Genomic DNA, 18,310 nt, shown 5'->3' with positions numbered 1-18,310 from the left:
ATATCCTGAAATATTAATACGTTACCAAGTAAGTTATTCTAACTGTTTGGTAAGATCTCCAATCACAGTTAAATGTAGGTAAAATTACTCCTATTCTATATACACCACCAGAAAATGTTGTAGCAAGATTATTACGATAAGAGTTTATACTATTTATTATAGAACCTAAATCTACATCATCATCTCCATTTACATAATAGGTTAAGTCTTGATAAAAATACACTGGTGGATTAGTATACCAACCTTCATTCGTAATAGTACCATAACTAGGGTTTTTAGGATAATCAGGTGAGCAACTACGATAATAACAGCTAAGTAAGTCATTTATAATTCCACAATCAACATCATTATGAATAAGATTATTTACTGTTACACAAGAATTGCCATACTGTACACAAGGATTATAATCTTGAACAGTATTTATGTCTGGTTTGGCTTCCTTTGAGTAGGTATTATTAGAAATATAAGAGTTCTTTGATTGATTGTTTTCTGTTTTTTCTATTATATTTTCATCGTTACAAGAAAAGAGAAGTACAGAAAATAAACAAATTGACACAAAAATAAGTGGCTTCATAAAATAAAAAATTAATTATAAATAGATTTAATTTAAAACAAGTTTAAAAGTAATTTTTTTATATAAATTTAAATTTATATTTATTTGAAAATATATTTAATTATTTGTTGATAAAATATTTTTCTTTAGAGTAATAATTTAATCAAAAATTATTCAGTTATTAAAGTACATTCTTCAATACAGAAAAGTTTAAGAACCTAAAGTATAAGAATAATTCTAGAGTTTAAATGAATTCATCCATCCTTTATTTATGAGAATTATATATTTAAATTGATTAATCAGAGAAGACTTTATTATAAGCCATTCCAAACATTCATAACTACAAACCGTTTGCTTTTCAATTAAAACAAGTAGATTAAGTCGTTATTTCAAATCGACTGACACAACAAACCACACCAAATAATTATGTCTAAAAATAATCATAATACACAAGTAAAAGGATTTATAGAGTCTGTTAAGACCAAGCAACCTCACGAAGAAGAGTTTTTACAAGCTGTTGAAGAAGTAGCCGAATTTATTATTCCATTTATAGAGGAAAATCCAAAATACAAAAAAGCAAAGTTGTTGGAAAGAATGGTCGAACCTGAACGAGCTATTTTATTTCGTATTCCTTGGTTAGATGATAAAAATGAAATTCAAATCAATAAAGGTTTTCGTGTTCAGTTTAATTCTGCACTTGGTCCTTATAAAGGTGGTGTTCGTTTTCATCCAAGTGTAAATTTATCTATTCTAAAGTTTTTAGGTTTTGAGCAGGTTTTCAAAAACTCTCTTACAGGTTTGCCTTTAGGTGGTGGTAAAGGAGGTTCTGATTTTGATCCAAAAGAGAAAAGTGATGAAGAAGTAATGCGTTTTTGTCAGAGTTTTGTAACCGAACTTTTTAGACATATTGGAGGAGAAACAGACGTACCTGCTGGTGATATTGGAGTAGGAGCAAGAGAAGTAGGGTATATGTTTGGACAATACAAACGACTAGCTAACGAATTTACAGGAACATTTACAGGAAAAGGCGTAAAATGGGGAGGTTCACTTCTACGAACAGAGGCAACAGGTTATGGACTTCTTTATTTTGTAAAAGAAATGATGGAACACAAAGGAGATTCTTTAGAGAATAAGACAGTTGTCATTTCCGGTTCTGGAAATGTAGCGCAATATGCCTGTGAAAAGGCGATAGAATTGGGAGCAAAAGTAGTTACACTTTCAGATTCTGATGGGTATATTTATGATGAAGAAGGAATTACAACAGAAAAACTAGAGTTTGTAAAAGAACTCAAAAATGAAAAAAGAGGTAGAATAAAAGAATACGCCAAAAAATATTCTTCTGCAAAATTCCATAAAGACAAACGTCCGTGGGATGTAAAATGTGATATTGCACTTCCTTGTGCTACTCAAAATGAATTAGAAGAAAAAGGCGCAAAAGCTCTTGTGAAAAATGGCTGTCAGTTAGTTGCCGAAGGGGCAAATATGCCAACAACATCAGAAGCGATTGATATTTTTGCTAAAAATGATGTTCTGTATTCACCTGGTAAGGCTTCAAATGCTGGTGGTGTGGCTACTTCTGGGTTAGAAATGACACAAAATTCACTTCGTTTATCTTGGACAAAAGAAAAAGTAGATGAAGAATTAAAAGCAATTATGAAGAAAATACATGAGCAATGTGTAGAGTATGGCAAAGAAAAAAAGAAAGTAAATTATCTTAAAGGAGCTAATATAGCAGGTTTTGTGCGTGTCGCTGACGCTATGATTGCACAAGGTGTGGTGTAGTTTTCTTTACATCTTTACTATAAAAAACGAATTGTTGTTTCATACTGCAATTCGTTTTTGCTTCTTTTATTCTATCCAATTTTTATATGTCCAATTAGACTTTTTTGGAAAACGATGGTCTAGACAATCAAATGTTTCTTGTACATTGAATATTTTTTGTTTTTCTTCATCTTTGGCAAATTCTTTATCAAAGCAATGCAGTAAACTACGTTTATCAACTATTTTATCTACTTGATGAGCTAATTTTTTGAAACAATACAATCCACCAAACATTCCATTTCCTATTGGATGATAATTTGAAAACTTACAACTTACACAAGTTTTGATTTTGATATTTTTTGGTAATACACTCTGCATTTCTAGCAGTGCATCTTCAAAAGAATCATAATTTTTTGTGTTTTTGAAATCTCCAAAATCAGTTTTGAGTTCTAAGAAAACATTTGTGCCTTTTTCATTTCCTGTACTAATTTGTGCAATCATTTCCTCCATTTGTTGATTATGTTCGATGGCAAGCTGAATTTGAAATTTTACTTTTATTTCAAAATTAGTAAGGATTTTTGAGCTGTCTTGACATTTTTCCCATTCAAATTTATCATTTTCTTGATTATCAAATTCAGATATTTCAAGTGTTTCGAAGCATTGTCCTTCAAAACGAGTATCTCGCAATTTTATATGTAATGTAGTTCCAAAAGTGGTTATTTTAGCTTTCTCTTCTCCGAATTTGTCTTTGTAGATAATTGGATAACTTAGTAAGTCCATTGTTTTTGATAATTATTTTTAGAATTCTTTAATCCCTTTCCCATTTCCTCTTTTGACCACCTTCTTGTTTGATAACTTTCCAATTATTTTCCTTTGCCATTCTGAAAAGTCGTTTGCGTAACTTTCTAGGATAAAATATTTTTCTAACTGTTTTTTTATTCGAATAGTCTTTCAAAATATCCATTTGAGCCAAAATTTCATAGGTCGCTGCACCACAACGCATACCAAAAAAAGCATAATCATAAGGCGCATGACCAACATAAGCAGACACAATACTGTCGAAAGTTTCTTTTTGCTGAATGTGTATTGGAATGTAAATAATTGCTAGTTGAACACTATCTGGATGTTCTCCAAAGATGGCATAAAAACTAGGAACAGAGTGAATAGCATACGTGCTGTGTTTGTCTTTTTTATTTGCAAACCAATGAAAACTCTCTCTACTTGGAAGAAAATTCAAAACTTTATCTTCCTCTACTTCAATGCCAACATGTCCTCCTAAGATTCCACCAAACCATTTTTGTTCTGGATTTTCATCACTTTTCAATGGTTTTGAGCCATATAAAAAATGAACTTTTAGAAAAGTTGTATCTTGAGAATAGCTTTGAAAGGATATAAAACAAAAAAGTAGAGTTAGAATTTGTTTCATGTTAATTTTTAGATTTTATTTTTTCTTCCTCATTTTTAAGATAAATGAGGAAGAAAAAAATAATTTACATCGTCTCACTATCAGCAAAGCTCAAAATCCATTCTTTTGCCTCTTCTTTACTGTCAAAGTATTTTGTGATAAACTTTTGGGCTGATGGCTCTTCCATAAGTTGTTCTATAGAAAGTTGAGCCATAAACTCCTTACTTACTACAAAAGCCATTTCCTTTAAACCCATTTCTATAATAGGGGCTGAAATAGTTTCACTTGTCCATTCTTGTAAAGTTGGCGAAGTAGTAAATAAAAAGTCTTGTGTATTAATCATTGCTCGTTTAGGTTTGAATTCTAAGGCTAGATTTAAGTAGTTTAAAAACTCTTCCTTATACTCTCGTTCTGTGAAATTTTCTGTTGTAGGATACCAAGTTGCTTCTATGAAGCCTTTATCTTCGAAAAAGTCTAAACGCAAAAAAATGCTCTCATAAATAGTCATAAAAAATAATATTAGTAGTAAAAAAGATTTATACAAGTCTAATATACATTTTTTACTCAAAAAAATGAAATTATTTCTACACAAAATACATTAATAATCTGATTTTCTTTAGCTTTATTTATTCTTTCTAATAATGAAAATAGAAACAGCAATAATTAGTATATATCCAATTATGAGTAAAGTTAATATGTAGGTTTTGTTACGCTGCATAACTACATAATCAGCTATTCCTGCTTTCAAAAAAATCCATTCGTCTGCTATGGACGAAGCTATATTCCAGTTTCCAGTTTCTAATATTATTATTCCAGATTTAGATTTAAGATCTATTCTTGCAGCAGTATTGATAGCATCATTTCCACTACCATCGTGTCCAATAATATTTGATTTTATATCATCTTGACTATACAAATGAGGACCTAATCCATACACTTTTGTATTATTAATAAATGATTCAGGTTTGCTCATCGATTGAATAGTTTCTTGGGAAAGAATATTATTTTCTGACACATTGGCTATCAAAAATTTTGATAAATCTTCTGTAGTTGTGTACAATCCTGCTGCTGCAAGAGCAGTAAATTTATTCATTTGTCTTGTTGTTCCATCCACTTTATAAACTTGAGCAAGTTGATTGTTTGAGCTTTCAGGATACTCAAAAGTAGAATTTTCCATTTTCAAAGGCTCAAAAACTGTTTGTGTCATATATTCTTGAAAAGATTTTCCACTAACTTCTTCAATAACTAATTGCAATATCGTATAACCTGCTCCCGAATACATATACTTACTATTCGGTTCATATCCTACTATTGCAACTCCGTCAGAACTGCCTGCATCAGCAGCTTTTGTCAATGATTCTTCGATTGTCTGAATAGTTTCATTAGGAGCAAAACCATCATAACCCAAATCATCTATCAATCCTGAGGAGTGCGAAAGTAGATTTCTAACGGTTACTTTTTTATTATCAAATTCACTTTTAGGAAGATGCCACCTTGTGAGATAATCGTCTATTGGTTTGTCTAAATCTAACTTTCCATCTTCTACCAATTTCATAACTCCGAAGGAAGTAACCCATTTACTAATAGATGCCACAGGAAAAACTGTATTTTCGTTTACAGGCTTATCTTTATCAACAGAATAAAAAAAATCTTGAGATATTTTTCCATTTTCTATCAAAACCATGGCAAAACTTCCTACAAATTCATTGTCTATTTTTTCTTGAGTGACACTAATAAAAGATTCAGCATTATCTTCAGAAATAGATCTTAATAAAAATCCATTCATAAATCCATAGCCAATAAAAGCTGTCCAAACTAGAAAAGCAGTAAATATAAAAGCCATATTTTTGATTTTTTTCATTTCTTTTTTGAGTTAGTTGTGATTATGTATTTGACAAACACCATTTGCTCTTTATGGAAGAAATACTAACAATTATAAAACAATGGCACTAATGTCTAAATGCAGATACAAACAAAAAGTAACAAAAAACTTCTTTCTATCTAAAAATCAGCCTTTACTTTGAAACTAAATCTCTTTTTAGTCTTTGGATGACTAAATTCTAAATATTCAGCATGTAAATGCAAACGATTTGCTCTTTTTCCATACAAATCATCGCCTACTATGGCAGCATTCAAACCATTTGGATGCGCTGCATGAACTCTCAACTGATGTGTTCTTCCTGTAAGAGGATAAAAATAAACACGAGTTTTTCCATCTTTAATTTCTAACACTTCATATTTTGTTTGTGCAGATTTCCCATGTTGGTAACAAACTAATTGATGTGGGCGATTATTCAAATCTACACGCAAAGGCAAATCTATAAAAGCTGTTTTTTCTTGTAAGACACCATCTAGTATAGCCAAATAGCGTTTATTTACAGTTCTTTTTATAAACTGACTTTGCAGATTATGATAAGTTTCTTTGTCTTTTGCAACAAGTAACAAACCAGATGTACTTTGGTCTAAACGATGAACTAACATTGCATCAGTATATAATTTTTGCATTCTTGTCTGAACAGAATCTTTTATATTTCGTCCTGGAACAGACAGAAACTCGGCAGGTTTGTTAACTAACAACAGATATTCATCTTCATAGACAACTTCTAAGTCCTTTCCTTCTGCTGGATTTTTCAGCATTGGATTTTCTTCTACTTCTAATCCTTCCAACATAAAACCTAAAATAGGCTCGCATTTATTGCGACAAGAAGGATAGAACTCTTTGTGTTTTCGGATTTCAGATTTTGGAGATTGTCCCCACCAAAACTCTCCTAGTGCTATTGGTTTAAGGTTGTTTTTATAGGCATAATGTAAAAGTTTAGGAGCTGCACACTCACCTGCACCAGCAGGAGGAGCAATTTGTAATTCTTTACTAAAAATAGTTTGAAGACTTTTATACTCTCCTTTTGCATTCAGAAATTTATAATTATCAAATAAACGCTGTTGTAACTGATTACTTCTTTGTTTTCTCTCACTTTTGAGTGCTGCTATTTTATCTGTAAAGACTTTGAGTTGAGTTTCAGATTTCTCTAAACACTTTTCCCAGTCTTTTTTGAGTTTTTTGAAAAAATATTGTTGTTTCAGACTTTCATCTTTTAACTCTTCCTTTAAATTTTCAAAATCGGTTTGAGAAAGTGTAGTTACAGCCAAATTCCTTTTAATTTTTCTTTCTCTTTTCTTTTTTGCTAGTTCTTTTTTAGCTTCTTCTATTTCAGTTTTGGCTATTTTACTTTGATTTTCAAAATATTTTTTAATATTTTTAAATTCTTTGTTATTTTCTAATTCTTCTATTTCTTTATTTAGAGTATTCAACACTTCCTCTTCAGGTTTATAAAAACCATTTTTTGTTAGCATATCAAAAACAGGAGGGACAAAATAAGCATGTGCGTTGCTATCAGCCAATTTGCCTGAGTAAGCAGCCAAAAAACCAATTTCATTATTGCTGTTTTCTACCACCAAAACCCCAAACATTTTTCCAATTACTAAACCTGTATCGTTTTGATTTAAACCAAAATTATGTTTCCAGTCTATCTGACTGATTAAATATTCTTGTACTTGTTCAGCAGCTAATTTTACAATTTCATGAGCTTGATAATAAAAAGGGAAATTGAAAATAGTTGGTAATTCGATACCTGAAATTTCTTTTTTGAAAGGAATAAAACGATTTTTATTTGTCATTATAGGAAGTGAAATTTGTTTTTTTATGTAAAGGTAAGAAAATGATTCTTTGTATTTATTTTGATTTATTAAAGCAAAAAACCAACAACAATTTATTGTTATTGGCTTCTGTAGCTAAGTAACGTGAACTCGGTTTTTAACTAATTGACTTTCAGTGTTTTGTTTACTTATTTCAGTTATTTTTGTCAAAAAAGGCTAAAAAAGGTTATTTTTGAATAGCTCTACTCAACTTTAACCTCTTTAGCCTTATGTTTGACAAAACTATAAAATTCGACGAAGACCACCTAATCGGTATTTTTTATTTAGTAGATGAGTTCTGTTTACAAGCTCAATCTTATGTATCTAGTAAATGGGTGGGAACAAAAAGCAGTTCCACTTTCACCCCTTCTCCTACTCGTGTTCCCCAGTTATCAGCTAGTGAAATAATGACTATTTTAGTATATTATAATTACTCAGGTTATAAGAATTTTCAATACTATTATCAACGTTTTGTGTGTAACGATTTAGTCCCTTATTTTCCTAAACTTTGCTCCTATAACCGATTTTTAGAATTAATAGAAAGGGTAAGTTTACCTATGTATGTACTCGCCAAACTCCTGTGTGCTAAAAGTGAAGAAACAGGTACTTACTTCATTGATTCTAAGAAAATAGTTGTTTCTGATAATCGTCGTATTCACTCTCATAAAGTGTTCAAAGACATTGCAAAACGAGGAAAAGGGTCAATGGGGTGGTTTTTTGGATTTAAACTTCACTTAGTCATCAATCATTTAGGAGAGGTAATGGCTTTTGAAATTACAGCAGCAAATAAGGCTGATAATAACCACAATCTACTCAAAAATTTATTGAAAAATTTGAAAGGAAATTGCTTTGGTGATAAAGGATATTTGACAAAACTTTGGGAACAACTCTATGAAAAGGGACTTAAAATGATAACTAAAACAAAAAAAAATATGAAGAATCAACTCATCACATTGAAAGAAAAATACACACTTAGAAAAAGAGCCATTATTGAATCTGTAAATGATATTTTAATTTCCGTTTTTGACGTAGAACATTCTAGACATAGGAAGCCTATAAACGCATTTACGCATATGGCAGCTACAATAGTAGCTTATCATTTCTACCCAGAAAAACCTAGAATATTTGTACCTAAATAATACCGAGTTCACGTTAAGTAATAAAAATTAAATTCACTTTTTACTTGTCTTTACTAATTAATACCTAATCAATATTGAACTTGTTCCAAAACCATTTGAGTTACTTCCAAATAAAGTTACTCTATAATATCCTATAGTAGTATGAGTATATTGTATGTTTTCTTCTTTAGATTCGAATACAAGTTGAGGACTAATTTCATCAGGAGAATTTACACCAATATATTCAATAGTCCATTCATAAGTAGCTGGATCTGCATTTTTGCTTGTATTTGTATATACTACAGATAACCCTGAGCTTGTAGAGGTTTCGTCGGCTTCGAAGTCTATCTGTGGTGCAGGTACAAATTCCACCTCTTCATCTTTATCTTTTCCACAAGAAACTAAGCCAATGACTAGAATAAGAAAGAATATTGTTTTGAAAATGTATTGATTTTTCATATTTTAATTGTTTTTTTTGTTTAAAGTTACAAATATAACAACTTTGAGTAAAAATATTGCATACTTTATTTATCAGAGTAATATTAATTCATAAAATTAATAATTCGTTTGATTTAGATTGTGCCTAAAATATAAACTTGTTATGCAGGCGCTACAAAAAATAATAGAATTTTAATTTCTCTTTTCTTGAATAAAACTTTGATATTCAGTAGCCAGCTGTGTTTTTTGTTTTTCAGAAAGAACTTTACCAGCTAATTGGAAAATAGTGTGTTCTTCATCATCCAAGTGATGATATACTTTTTCTCGTAACTCTTTAGCATAGGTAAGCCAAGCAGAAGAACTCATCTCAGTTTTGTCTAGTTTTTCCATAAGCTCATCCATTTCATGATGTTCGGCTACTCCATGGCGTGCGTGGTCTTGTGTCATGTCGTTATCAAACAAAGGAACATAGAAATGACGCTCTTCACCATCTGCATGTATTTTAAGTTCGTGTTTGAGTTGGTCGTACAATGAATGTCTTTCAGAAGTATCACCTGAAGTTTGAATAAGTTTGTCAGCTAAATCTTTCTGAGTATCATGGTCTTTTCGAAGAGCCTCAAAGATAGTTTTCATAATTAAATTTTTAAATTAATAATTTGATTGATTATGATAACTGTAAATCAGGAAAAGTTGTTTGAAGGTGTCATTATGACTAACCCAAGATATTTAACACATAAAAATATAATCTCAAAAAATAGACAACTCTGATTTTGTAGTAAAATCTTCCAAAAATCGCATTCCTTTATACGAATTTCCTTTTTTATTTAGTTTTGGACTCCAAACGGCAATTGTATATTGATTGGGATGGACGGCTATAATTCCTCCACCAACGCCACTTTTTCCAGGTAGACCAACTTTAAAAGCAAATTCTCCAGACTCATCATAAAACCCACAGGTTTGCATGAGTGCGTTTATCCTTTTTGCCTGACTTTTAGTCAGTATTGAAAGATTATCAACTATTCTACGTCCATTATTTGCTAAAAACAAGAATGCTTCTGAAAGTTCTTGACAGTTCATTTCAAGAGAACAAAGGTCAAAATAAAAATCAAGAACTTCTGTAGGGTCATTTTCAATATTTCCAAAGGATTTAATAAAATTACACAAAGCTACATTTCGGAAACCAATCTCTTTTTCTGATGCAGCCACTTCATGTGAGTAGTTTAATTCTGAATTATTAGAAAGACTTCTAACAAAAGCTAGAAAGTCATCTTTTGGATTTTCTAAATGACTAATTAAAATATCTGAGATGACGATTGCACCAGCATTTATGAATGGATTTCTAGGTATTCCATTATCTACTTCAAGTTGAACAAGAGAGTTGAATGGAGTTCCAGAAGGTTCAACACCAAGCCTTTTCCATATTTTTTCGCCTAGCATTCTATATGCTAAAGCTAGAGATAGCACTTTTGAAATACTTTGAATGGAAAACTTATCAGTATAGTTTCCAATACCAAAATTGCTTTGATCAAGTGTGGATATATGTATTCCAAAATTTTCTGAATCTACATAAGCTAATTCAGGAATGTAAGAAGCTAATTCTCCTTTATCTTCTACAACTTTGATTTTTTGGTATATTTCTTCAATTATTGCTTTAAAATTCACTTTTGAGTTATTGATTAATTTAATCCTTCTTAAAAATTAAATTGGATTGATGTTTTAATAAAAAATGGAGTTCCAGGAGTAAAAGTAATTTCTTCTACAGGTTCAGTTTCATTTTGTAATTGTGATTCTGTAGCAAATTGAGTTTCATTCCATTGAGTATCAAATAGATTTTGAATCTGAAAACCAAAATTAAACCTTCTCCATTTATATCCTGCATTCAAATCAAAAATAGTATATCCTTTTGCTACTATTGAGTTATCTTCATTAGCAGGACGATTATCCAAATAACGCATATTTATACTTCCATAAATGCCTGATCTATGAATAATATTGAGTCCACTAACCAATGTAAAATCAGGAGCTAAAGGAATGTAATCCATTTCTTTAGCTTCGTCAATAGAACGAGCGTATGTATAATTAGCATCAAAACTCCAAAACAACCACGATAATGGCTGATAACGATAACTTAAATCTACTCCTTGACGTTTAGTTTTCCCACTTGGTTCTACAATTCCAGCATCACCTACATAAACAAATTCTTGCTCTAAGTACAGATACCAATAGGCTATGTTAAATAACATTTTTGGAGTTGGTTTCCATATAAAACCTGCATCGAATCCATAAGCAGCAGGAAGTATTTTTTTACCATCTTGTGCCACAACTACACGTGTATCATTAGAATGAAAACCTTTTCCAGTCTTTAAGTAAAGTTGAAGTTTTTGTGATTGATTGTAAAAAATATTAAATTTTGGACTAACAATAGCTTTGGTTTCTTCTTGTGTTTTATAAGTTGGGAGTAAAGCATCATTATATTGAAAGTCAAAATAATCTACTCGTAGAGAAGGATTAAAAGTCCATTTATTGATATAAATATCGGTTGCTATATATGCTCCCAAATTAGTTTCATTAATATCTCCTAATTTAATTTGTTCAAGAGTTTTTGTACGATTTAGAGTATGAGATAATTCGGTATCATTAGTTTGATCATTGCGAAGACTGATTCCTAATTTCCAGTTTCCATTCAGACCACTCGTAGAAAAAGACTCATTATATTCAGTATTTAGACCATAAATAATACGATTTTCTTTTTGTTTAATTTGATCGCCATTTATAGGGTCTTCTAGAAAAAATGTAAAATTAGAAAAAAGTTCAAAATCATACTGACTCACATAAACAGAACTTTTTAAAGAAGAACTTTTAGTAATCAATTTATCATAATCAATTTTTAGATTGCTTCTTGAAGTATTTCCTCCTTCGGTATCATCTATCGCTCCAAAACGACTTATCAATCCACTATCTACTGCACGTTGAGGTATCTGACCAGAGGCATCCCATTTACTAGTAAAATGAGAAGCAGTAATACTAATTTTATCAGTTTCAGAAACTAAAGCTGTATATTTTCCAAAGATATTAATTCTATTAAAGTTTTGAGGACTTTCAAAAGCTCCATCAGATGATTGAAATTCTGTTGCAATATATGCGTTGTTTTTGTTAGTATTGATTAGATTAAACATTCCCAATAATCTATATGTATCAAACTGTCCAACTTCTAGTTTTATAGAATTATAATCTAATTTTTGTTTTGTATTAAAATCTACATAGCCTGCAGTAGTGAAGTTTCCTTTGTCTTCGTAATAAACTCCCTTGCCAAAATCAATTTTTTCAATTGTTTCAGGAATTACAAAATGTAAATCAGCATAGCCTTGTCCGTGTGCATGGGATACCATATTGACTGGAAGTCCGTCGACTGAAATACTAATATCTGTACCATGATCTATATCAAATCCACGTAAGAATATCTGTTCAGCTTTACCACCACCTGCATGTTGTCCAATGAAAAGCCCAGGTATTTTTCTCAAAATATCCTGTGAAGAGTTTACAGGATTTGTTTGTATATCAATATCAGTTATGAGTTGAAGAGCATTTAGTTGTGGTTTAATAATTATTTCATCTAAATTTATTGATGTTGCTTTCAACATAATATATAATGGTATTTTTAAATCGCTTATTACAAACCACTGACTTTGGTAGCCAATATGCGAAAACTGTAAAGTATCTCCGACAGATATATTTTCAAAGACAAAATTACCTTTTGCATCTGAATGTGTGTGGTTATCAGTTGCTTTGCTTAAAATATTGACTTCTTGGAGAGGTCTTTCATATTCATCAACTACTGTTCCTGTAATTGTTTGTGCTATTGATAATGAATTATTTAAAGCTATTAAAATAAGGGTAAAGAATGTTAATTTCATTTATGTGTATTCTGATTTGCAGATATTTTAGTTTGTGTATTTTGTTTATAAGTAAAAACAGTCTTTAATTATTAATAAAGCTGTTTTTTTAGAATTGCAATGTTACGACTAGAAGTTTAATTTAAAAAACTCTCTTTGTTTTCTTAACATAAAAAGGGACTAAAATTTACTGCTATTTGTAACAGATTGAGATTATTCCAATTTTTAAGAGGTAGGTTGGTTTTAGATGGGAACTTCTTATTCGATTTTAGAGTTTTTTTGATTATATAAGATTTTATGTATTAAAACACCTTAAACTCAGATGAGAAACTACAAATTAGAAAAGCTACAAAACGGAGAAACATTCGTTACAAGTGAAAAAGGAAATTCGATGATACCTTTAATTAAATCAGGTCAGAAACATAAACTTGCACCTGTTAAATGGGAAGATTGCAATGAAAAAGATATTGTTTATTGTAAAGTAAAAGGTAATTTTTATACTCACTTGGTAAAAGCTAAGAGCAATGATAAAGGTTTACTTATCGGAAATAATAAAGGTGGAACTAACGGCTGGACAAGGCAAGTCTATGGGCGTGTGATTGAGGTTCTTTAGTCTTAACATATAATGATTTTTGGATTGATAATTAGTGAAGAATTTATACAAAAGAAAAAAGTCAAATTGCTTCAAGAATGATATAAACATCAAAAAAACTTTTCTTTGCATTAAGCTAAGAACTCGTGAAAATTAAAGGTGTGATGTTTTGATGTATTTATAGAATGAAGTTTTTTTTATATAAACATTGTCCCACACATTCCCAAACCAATAAGTAAATATATTGCAGCAAGTATAAAAAGCACTTTACTTGCTTTTGGATTGCTTTTGTATAAAAAAACACCTATTACACTTAATAACACAGGTGGTCCAAACATTACCCCTATTATAAGAGCTACCAATCCATTTAAATTCCCAATTTCTACTAGTATCATAGTTTAAAATTTAATTTCGTTACGTAATTTTTCCAATCGAACTAACTTTTCGTCTCTATAAAACAAGTTCATTGTTTCAAATGGAATAATTTTATTATTCTTATCAACAATATGTACACATGATTTTTTTATAGCTCTAACATCAAAATTATAGGCATCAATAAATTGCATAATGATGATTCTAAATAAGTTGTCATAGCCTAAATTAGGAGCATCGATATTTGGCAAGCAACACATAATAGATTTTAAGTTTTCTTCTGCAACTTCAACAGAATTTCCTGTGCTAAATAACTCAATCATTTTTTCTTGAAGGATAGTATCTTGTTCGTAGATTATAGTGTTTTTACTATTATCTAACAAATCATTTGGATTGATGTATCTTGTCAAAGGAAAAACCTCATTGTCTAGTTTTAAAGCATAACCCATAACCAAAGCATCAGGATTACATGGAACTGGCAGCAAATCATCTGCATGAAAAATAGAAGTTTGCTCCAAAATTTTTCTTCTTACTTCAGTTAAAGTCATTCTATCCGTTTCTGGATTGAAATTTTCTAAACGTCCAACAATTTGTGTGGGTTGAAATGTGACTCCTCTAATGCACTTTTGTTGTAAAGCAAACTCAATTATTTTTCCAATTTCATTATCATTTAAACCTTTTTGTAAAGTAACGACTAGTGTTGTTGAAAGGTTAAGTTCATTCAGATTTTCAATTGCTTGGTTTCTAATTTCATTCAAATTAGCTCCTCTCATTTTTTTTAAAACACTGTTTTCAAAAGAATCAAATTGCAAATAGATTTCAAAATCTGGTGAATAACTTTTTAATCGTTTCGCAAATTCTTTGTCTTTGGCTATTTTGATTCCATTTGTATTTAACATCAAATGTCTTATAGGTAGAGATTTTGCATAATCTAGTATTTCAAAAAACTGTGGATGAATGGTTGGTTCTCCTCCACTAATCTGAACAACATCAGGTTCTTTTTCATTTAAAACAATAGTATCTAACATCGTTTTTACTTCCTCTAATGTTCGATGTCTTCCATAAGTGGGTGAAGAGCCAGCATAACAGGTAGGACAAGTCAAATTGCACCTGTCTGTAACTTCAATAACTGTCAAACAAGAATGTTGCTCGTGGTCGGGACACAAACCACAGTCATACGGACAACCATAGTCAGTTTTTGTATTAAATTTATAAGGTGTTTCTGAAGGTTTATTATAGTTTCTTATATTTTTGTAATATGGAATATCATCAGCAATCAATACTTTAGATTTTCCGTGTTCTGGACAGCGTTTTAGCATATAAACATTATCATTTTCAAAAACAATTTTGGCATCAATTCTCTTTAAGCATTCTGGACAAAGGCTCAACGTATAATCGTAATAGGTGTAATTTCTAACTGGCATTTTTGAAGAGATTAAAAATTGTTTTGTAATAATAAGTTAAGCAAATTAGACATAAAATCTGAATGGAACTCAAACCAAAAACAAAAAAGACGTTTGGTTTTAAAAATTCAATAAAAAAACGAAAGCCAAAATAGCAAATCATGAAATATTGAAATAATAAGCCATTTTTTAAATTTGCGTGTTTTAGTTTTGATAAAAACAGAAATAGAAGTACCAAAAATACTAATTCATAAAGCGCAATTGGATGTCTTTTTAAATTATCTCCAAGATTCATTCCTAGAAAAAAAGTAGTTACTTTTCCATAAGTAAACTCATTAATCCCAGATAAAAAGCAACCAATTCTTCCAATAAAAATTCCAAGAATAATTGGAAAAACAAATAAATCACCTGATGATTGTTTTTCTCCAATGATTTTTTTAGCAATCTCAACTCCTAAAAGTCCTCCAAACAAACCACCCATAATAGTTTTGGAGTTTAGATAAGCAATTATAGCTGAAACATCATAAGTAAAAACTGGATTTTCTAACAAGGCTATAATTCTTGAACCTAAAAAAGCTCCAATTGCAGCTCCCAATATTATTGAAAGTCGGTTTGAACTTGGAATATAATCTATAGACCGTTTTCTTAGCCAAACATAATATCTATAAGATAAAAAAAAGGCTAAATACTCAAGAATTAGATGAATATTGAGTTTATAGTCCAAAATGACTGGTTCAAATGGTATTGTCAATGTTTTTCGTTTTATGAAGTTGTATATGCTATGTAGTCAATAGTAAGTAACAAAAATGCACTTATTTTTTTGGTCTTATTTTTAGCTAAAAATACAATTTTATTTATAAAACATGTCAAATTATAAATTTGAAGGATTATTATACTGTTTTTATCATCTTGCTAATAAGGTATAAAAACTAAAAGCATCACACTTATATTGTAGAAATATAAAGTGTGATGCTTAAATAAATTTATAGGTGATGACACTAGGAATAGTTTATTTTAGGATTTTAGTGATTAATGTTGTTCTAACCATTTTAAAATCGCTTGATTAGTTTCTTCTGGAAGTTCTTGCTGAATCCAATGACCACAATCTAGACTAACCACATCTACATTAGGTACAAATTCTGCTAACCTTTCAAACTTAGGAATCATATCACGATTGCCATATATCATAAGTGTGGGCTGTTGTATGATTGGGTTTACATCTGCTAATAAATGCCAATTTCGGTCAAGGTTTCTGTACCAATTTATAGCTCCTGTAAACCCTGAAGATTCGAAAGCAGAGACAAAAACAGCTAATTCACTTTCATCCATTATGGGCTGTCCAAGTGGCTTTTCTGCTCTTGCTAGATTAATCATCAACATTCCTGGTTCAGGTGGTACAGGAGGTATATTTTTGCGAAATAAATTACGAAGAAACTGACCTGTGTTTTTATCTAAAATAGCATCTGCTACTCCTTGCTGTCGATTAAAGTGAACAAAATAGAAGTCTTCGCCAAATACTTCTTCCATGAACTCAATCCAAGGTTTTTCTCCACGCTCTTGATAAGGCAAAGCCAAGTTTATAACTTTATTTACTCGCTTTGGATGTAGTAATGTCAGATTCCAAACTATATTTGCCCCCCAATCATGACCGATAAATGTAGCATCTTTATATCCGTAGTGATTTAGAAGTGCTACCAAATCTGCTGTTAAGTGTTCAATGTCATAATCAGTTACTTCAGTTGGACGAGATGATTTACCATATCCACGCTGATTTGGAACAATGACATGATAACCAGCTTTGACAAGAATAGGAATTTGATGACGCCAAGAAAATGCGTGCTCTGGAAAACCGTGACAGAGTACAATGGGTTTACCTTTATTTTGTTTACCTGCTTCAAATACTTCGAGTTCTATACCATTGACTGAAATCATAGTAGGTTCTGGAAATTCGAACAAATTAATGTTTGTGCTCATTACGTTTGTCATTTTTTTTTGTTTTTAAATTAGTATGATACAAAGGTAAATCCCATTGATGACAGCCTTATGGCAAGGGTCAAAAAAAATTAATGATATTTATCAAAATACTCTTGTAATGTTAAATTGTGAGGCTCAAAATTTTCTGATAGGATTTCCATTTTTTGAATTCTATCCAATCGAAAAAATCGAAATTCTTTACGCAGGCGACACAAAGCAACCAAATACCAATTTTCGGAACTTAATAATGCAAATGGCTCTATTAATCTTTTCGTTATAATTCCCTCTTTATTAATGTATTCTATTTTGACAAGGCTGTAATTGGTAAGTGCATTTTGTAAATCTGACAAATTAGTGCTATTTCTTTCTTGATTTATAACTTCATCATATTGAGTTCTATTAGCAAGTAAATTTGCTTTGTCTTTGGTAGTGTACCTTAAAATTGATTTTATTTTATCAATTGCCTCTGAATAATCTTTTACAAATGAGGCATCTTTGTTTTTCAACACTAACTGTTCTGCAAGTATTAAGGCATTTGCTTGTTTTTCTGTGAACATTACTGGTGGAACTTTATATCCCTCCATCAATGTATAGCCTTTCCCTTCTTCTGTTAGTACTGGAACACCTGATTGTTCCAATGCTTTGATATCTCTGTAGATGGTTCTTTTACTAATATCAAATTTACTCGCTAATTCCGAGGCAGTTACAATTCGTTTAGTCTGTAATTGAATTAAGATTGCTGTTAATCTTGACAATCTATTTGTTTTGTTATAATTCATCTTTTAATAAAAAATCAGTTTTTCTAAATGGTCTATAACCTTCAATAATGCAAACAAGGTAATTAAATTAAAAAAATTATAGTCATTTGACTTTAAATAATTTAACAGCAGCTTATGCTCATTTCATTATTCATCTTTTTAATAGTGTACTTCCACTTATTCAGAAAGAATTGCATATTATTTTAGGTAATCCAATGCCTAATTATAAATTGTCTTGGTAAAAAAGAAACGTTATCACAGTTAAATTAGTAATGTTCATTTTTCCATAGCTCAGGGTTTGCAAACCCTGAGCTATGGAAAAATAAGACAGGTTTATTTTTCTATAACTT

General features: G+C 30.5%; 19 protein-coding genes. 4 read left to right on the top strand and 15 right to left on the bottom strand.

The genetic code is table 11. From position 1 onward, the window contains the following. Nucleotides 1-13 precede the first annotated feature (13 nt). Nucleotides 14-574 carry a hypothetical protein gene (locus V9L04_RS10150; protein WP_338793977.1) on the bottom strand — a complete coding sequence of 187 codons (561 nt, stop codon included), beginning with the start codon at nt 572-574 and terminating at the stop codon, nt 14-16. A 405-nt stretch (nt 575-979) separates the two neighbouring features. Between V9L04_RS10150 and gdhA the strand changes: the two genes are divergently transcribed. Further along, a complete protein-coding gene (gdhA, locus tag V9L04_RS10145; protein ID WP_338793976.1) occupies nt 980-2,335 on the top strand; it encodes an NADP-specific glutamate dehydrogenase in 1,356 nt (451 codons plus the stop codon). Nucleotides 2,336-2,401: 66 nt separating this feature from the next. Here the strand turns inward: gdhA and V9L04_RS10140 are convergent, their stop codons facing one another. From V9L04_RS10140 to V9L04_RS10120, 5 genes are all read right to left on the bottom strand, one after another. Next, nucleotides 2,402-3,094, bottom strand: coding sequence for a DUF6304 family protein (locus V9L04_RS10140; RefSeq protein WP_338793975.1), 693 nt, complete (start codon nt 3,092-3,094; stop codon nt 2,402-2,404). A gap of 28 nt (nt 3,095-3,122) precedes the next feature. Then, complete coding sequence (locus V9L04_RS10135) at nt 3,123-3,740, bottom strand: hypothetical protein (protein WP_338793974.1); 618 nt, start codon at nt 3,738-3,740, stop codon at nt 3,123-3,125. A gap of 64 nt (nt 3,741-3,804) precedes the next feature. Continuing rightward, the gene (locus V9L04_RS10130; protein ID WP_338793973.1) at nt 3,805-4,227 is read right to left on the bottom strand and encodes a hypothetical protein; all 423 of its coding nucleotides are present in this window, start codon (nt 4,225-4,227) and stop codon (nt 3,805-3,807) included. Nucleotides 4,228-4,341: 114 nt separating this feature from the next. After that, nucleotides 4,342-5,580, bottom strand: coding sequence for a serine hydrolase domain-containing protein (locus tag V9L04_RS10125; protein ID WP_338793972.1), 1,239 nt, complete (start codon nt 5,578-5,580; stop codon nt 4,342-4,344). A 140-nt stretch (nt 5,581-5,720) separates the two neighbouring features. After that, entirely contained in the window at nt 5,721-7,394 is a 1,674-nt protein-coding gene (locus V9L04_RS10120; protein WP_338793971.1) for an RluA family pseudouridine synthase, read from the bottom strand. 248 nt (nt 7,395-7,642) lie between these two features. Between V9L04_RS10120 and V9L04_RS10115 the strand changes: the two genes are divergently transcribed. Further along, on the top strand, nt 7,643-8,551 hold the full coding sequence (locus V9L04_RS10115; protein ID WP_338790429.1) for an IS982 family transposase: 909 nt from the start codon (nt 7,643-7,645) through the stop codon (nt 8,549-8,551). A 57-nt stretch (nt 8,552-8,608) separates the two neighbouring features. Here the strand turns inward: V9L04_RS10115 and V9L04_RS10110 are convergent, their stop codons facing one another. The 4 genes from V9L04_RS10110 to V9L04_RS10095 all read right to left on the bottom strand — a co-directional run bounded on the left by V9L04_RS10110 (nt 8,609) and on the right by V9L04_RS10095 (nt 12,882). Continuing rightward, nucleotides 8,609-8,989 carry a hypothetical protein gene (locus V9L04_RS10110; RefSeq protein WP_338793970.1) on the bottom strand — a complete coding sequence of 127 codons (381 nt, stop codon included), beginning with the start codon at nt 8,987-8,989 and terminating at the stop codon, nt 8,609-8,611. A 171-nt stretch (nt 8,990-9,160) separates the two neighbouring features. Then, nucleotides 9,161-9,601 carry a hemerythrin domain-containing protein gene (locus V9L04_RS10105; RefSeq protein WP_338793969.1) on the bottom strand — a complete coding sequence of 147 codons (441 nt, stop codon included), beginning with the start codon at nt 9,599-9,601 and terminating at the stop codon, nt 9,161-9,163. A gap of 114 nt (nt 9,602-9,715) precedes the next feature. Then, nucleotides 9,716-10,630, bottom strand: a complete 915-nt coding sequence (locus V9L04_RS10100; protein WP_338793968.1) for a glutaminase — start codon at nt 10,628-10,630, stop codon at nt 9,716-9,718. Between the two features lie 29 nt (nt 10,631-10,659). Next, complete coding sequence (locus V9L04_RS10095; protein ID WP_338793967.1) at nt 10,660-12,882, bottom strand: TonB-dependent receptor; 2,223 nt, start codon at nt 12,880-12,882, stop codon at nt 10,660-10,662. A gap of 301 nt (nt 12,883-13,183) precedes the next feature. On the opposite strand from V9L04_RS10095, the gene V9L04_RS10090 reads away from it, so the two are divergent. Continuing rightward, entirely contained in the window at nt 13,184-13,474 is a 291-nt protein-coding gene (locus tag V9L04_RS10090; protein ID WP_338793966.1) for a hypothetical protein, read from the top strand. Between the two features lie 176 nt (nt 13,475-13,650). Here V9L04_RS10090 and V9L04_RS10085 read toward each other — a convergent pair whose 3' ends face one another. The 5 genes from V9L04_RS10085 to V9L04_RS10065 form a co-directional block, all read right to left on the bottom strand. Next, complete coding sequence (locus V9L04_RS10085) at nt 13,651-13,848, bottom strand: hypothetical protein (protein WP_338793965.1); 198 nt, start codon at nt 13,846-13,848, stop codon at nt 13,651-13,653. Between the two features lie 3 nt (nt 13,849-13,851). Next, a complete protein-coding gene (locus tag V9L04_RS10080; protein ID WP_338793964.1) occupies nt 13,852-15,249 on the bottom strand; it encodes a radical SAM protein in 1,398 nt (465 codons plus the stop codon). Next, nucleotides 15,239-15,979, bottom strand: a complete 741-nt coding sequence (locus V9L04_RS10075) for a prolipoprotein diacylglyceryl transferase family protein (protein ID WP_338793963.1) — start codon at nt 15,977-15,979, stop codon at nt 15,239-15,241. The genes V9L04_RS10080 and V9L04_RS10075 overlap by 11 nt, the downstream gene beginning before the upstream one ends. Before the next feature lie 278 nt (nt 15,980-16,257). Next, nucleotides 16,258-17,214 carry an alpha/beta hydrolase gene (locus tag V9L04_RS10070; RefSeq protein ID WP_338793962.1) on the bottom strand — a complete coding sequence of 319 codons (957 nt, stop codon included), beginning with the start codon at nt 17,212-17,214 and terminating at the stop codon, nt 16,258-16,260. Between the two features lie 77 nt (nt 17,215-17,291). After that, entirely contained in the window at nt 17,292-17,981 is a 690-nt protein-coding gene (locus V9L04_RS10065) for a YafY family protein (RefSeq protein WP_338793961.1), read from the bottom strand. Nucleotides 17,982-18,067: 86 nt separating this feature from the next. On the opposite strand from V9L04_RS10065, the gene V9L04_RS10060 reads away from it, so the two are divergent. Next, nucleotides 18,068-18,202, top strand: a complete 135-nt coding sequence (locus V9L04_RS10060; RefSeq protein WP_338793960.1) for a hypothetical protein — start codon at nt 18,068-18,070, stop codon at nt 18,200-18,202. Nucleotides 18,203-18,310: the final 108 nt, after the last annotated feature.

Source organism: Bernardetia sp. MNP-M8 (assembly GCF_037126285.1).
Classification (GTDB): domain Bacteria; phylum Bacteroidota; class Bacteroidia; order Cytophagales; family Bernardetiaceae; genus Bernardetia.
The sequence above is the reverse complement of the archived record's forward strand: the minus strand, read 5'-3'. Positions and strand labels throughout refer to the sequence as shown.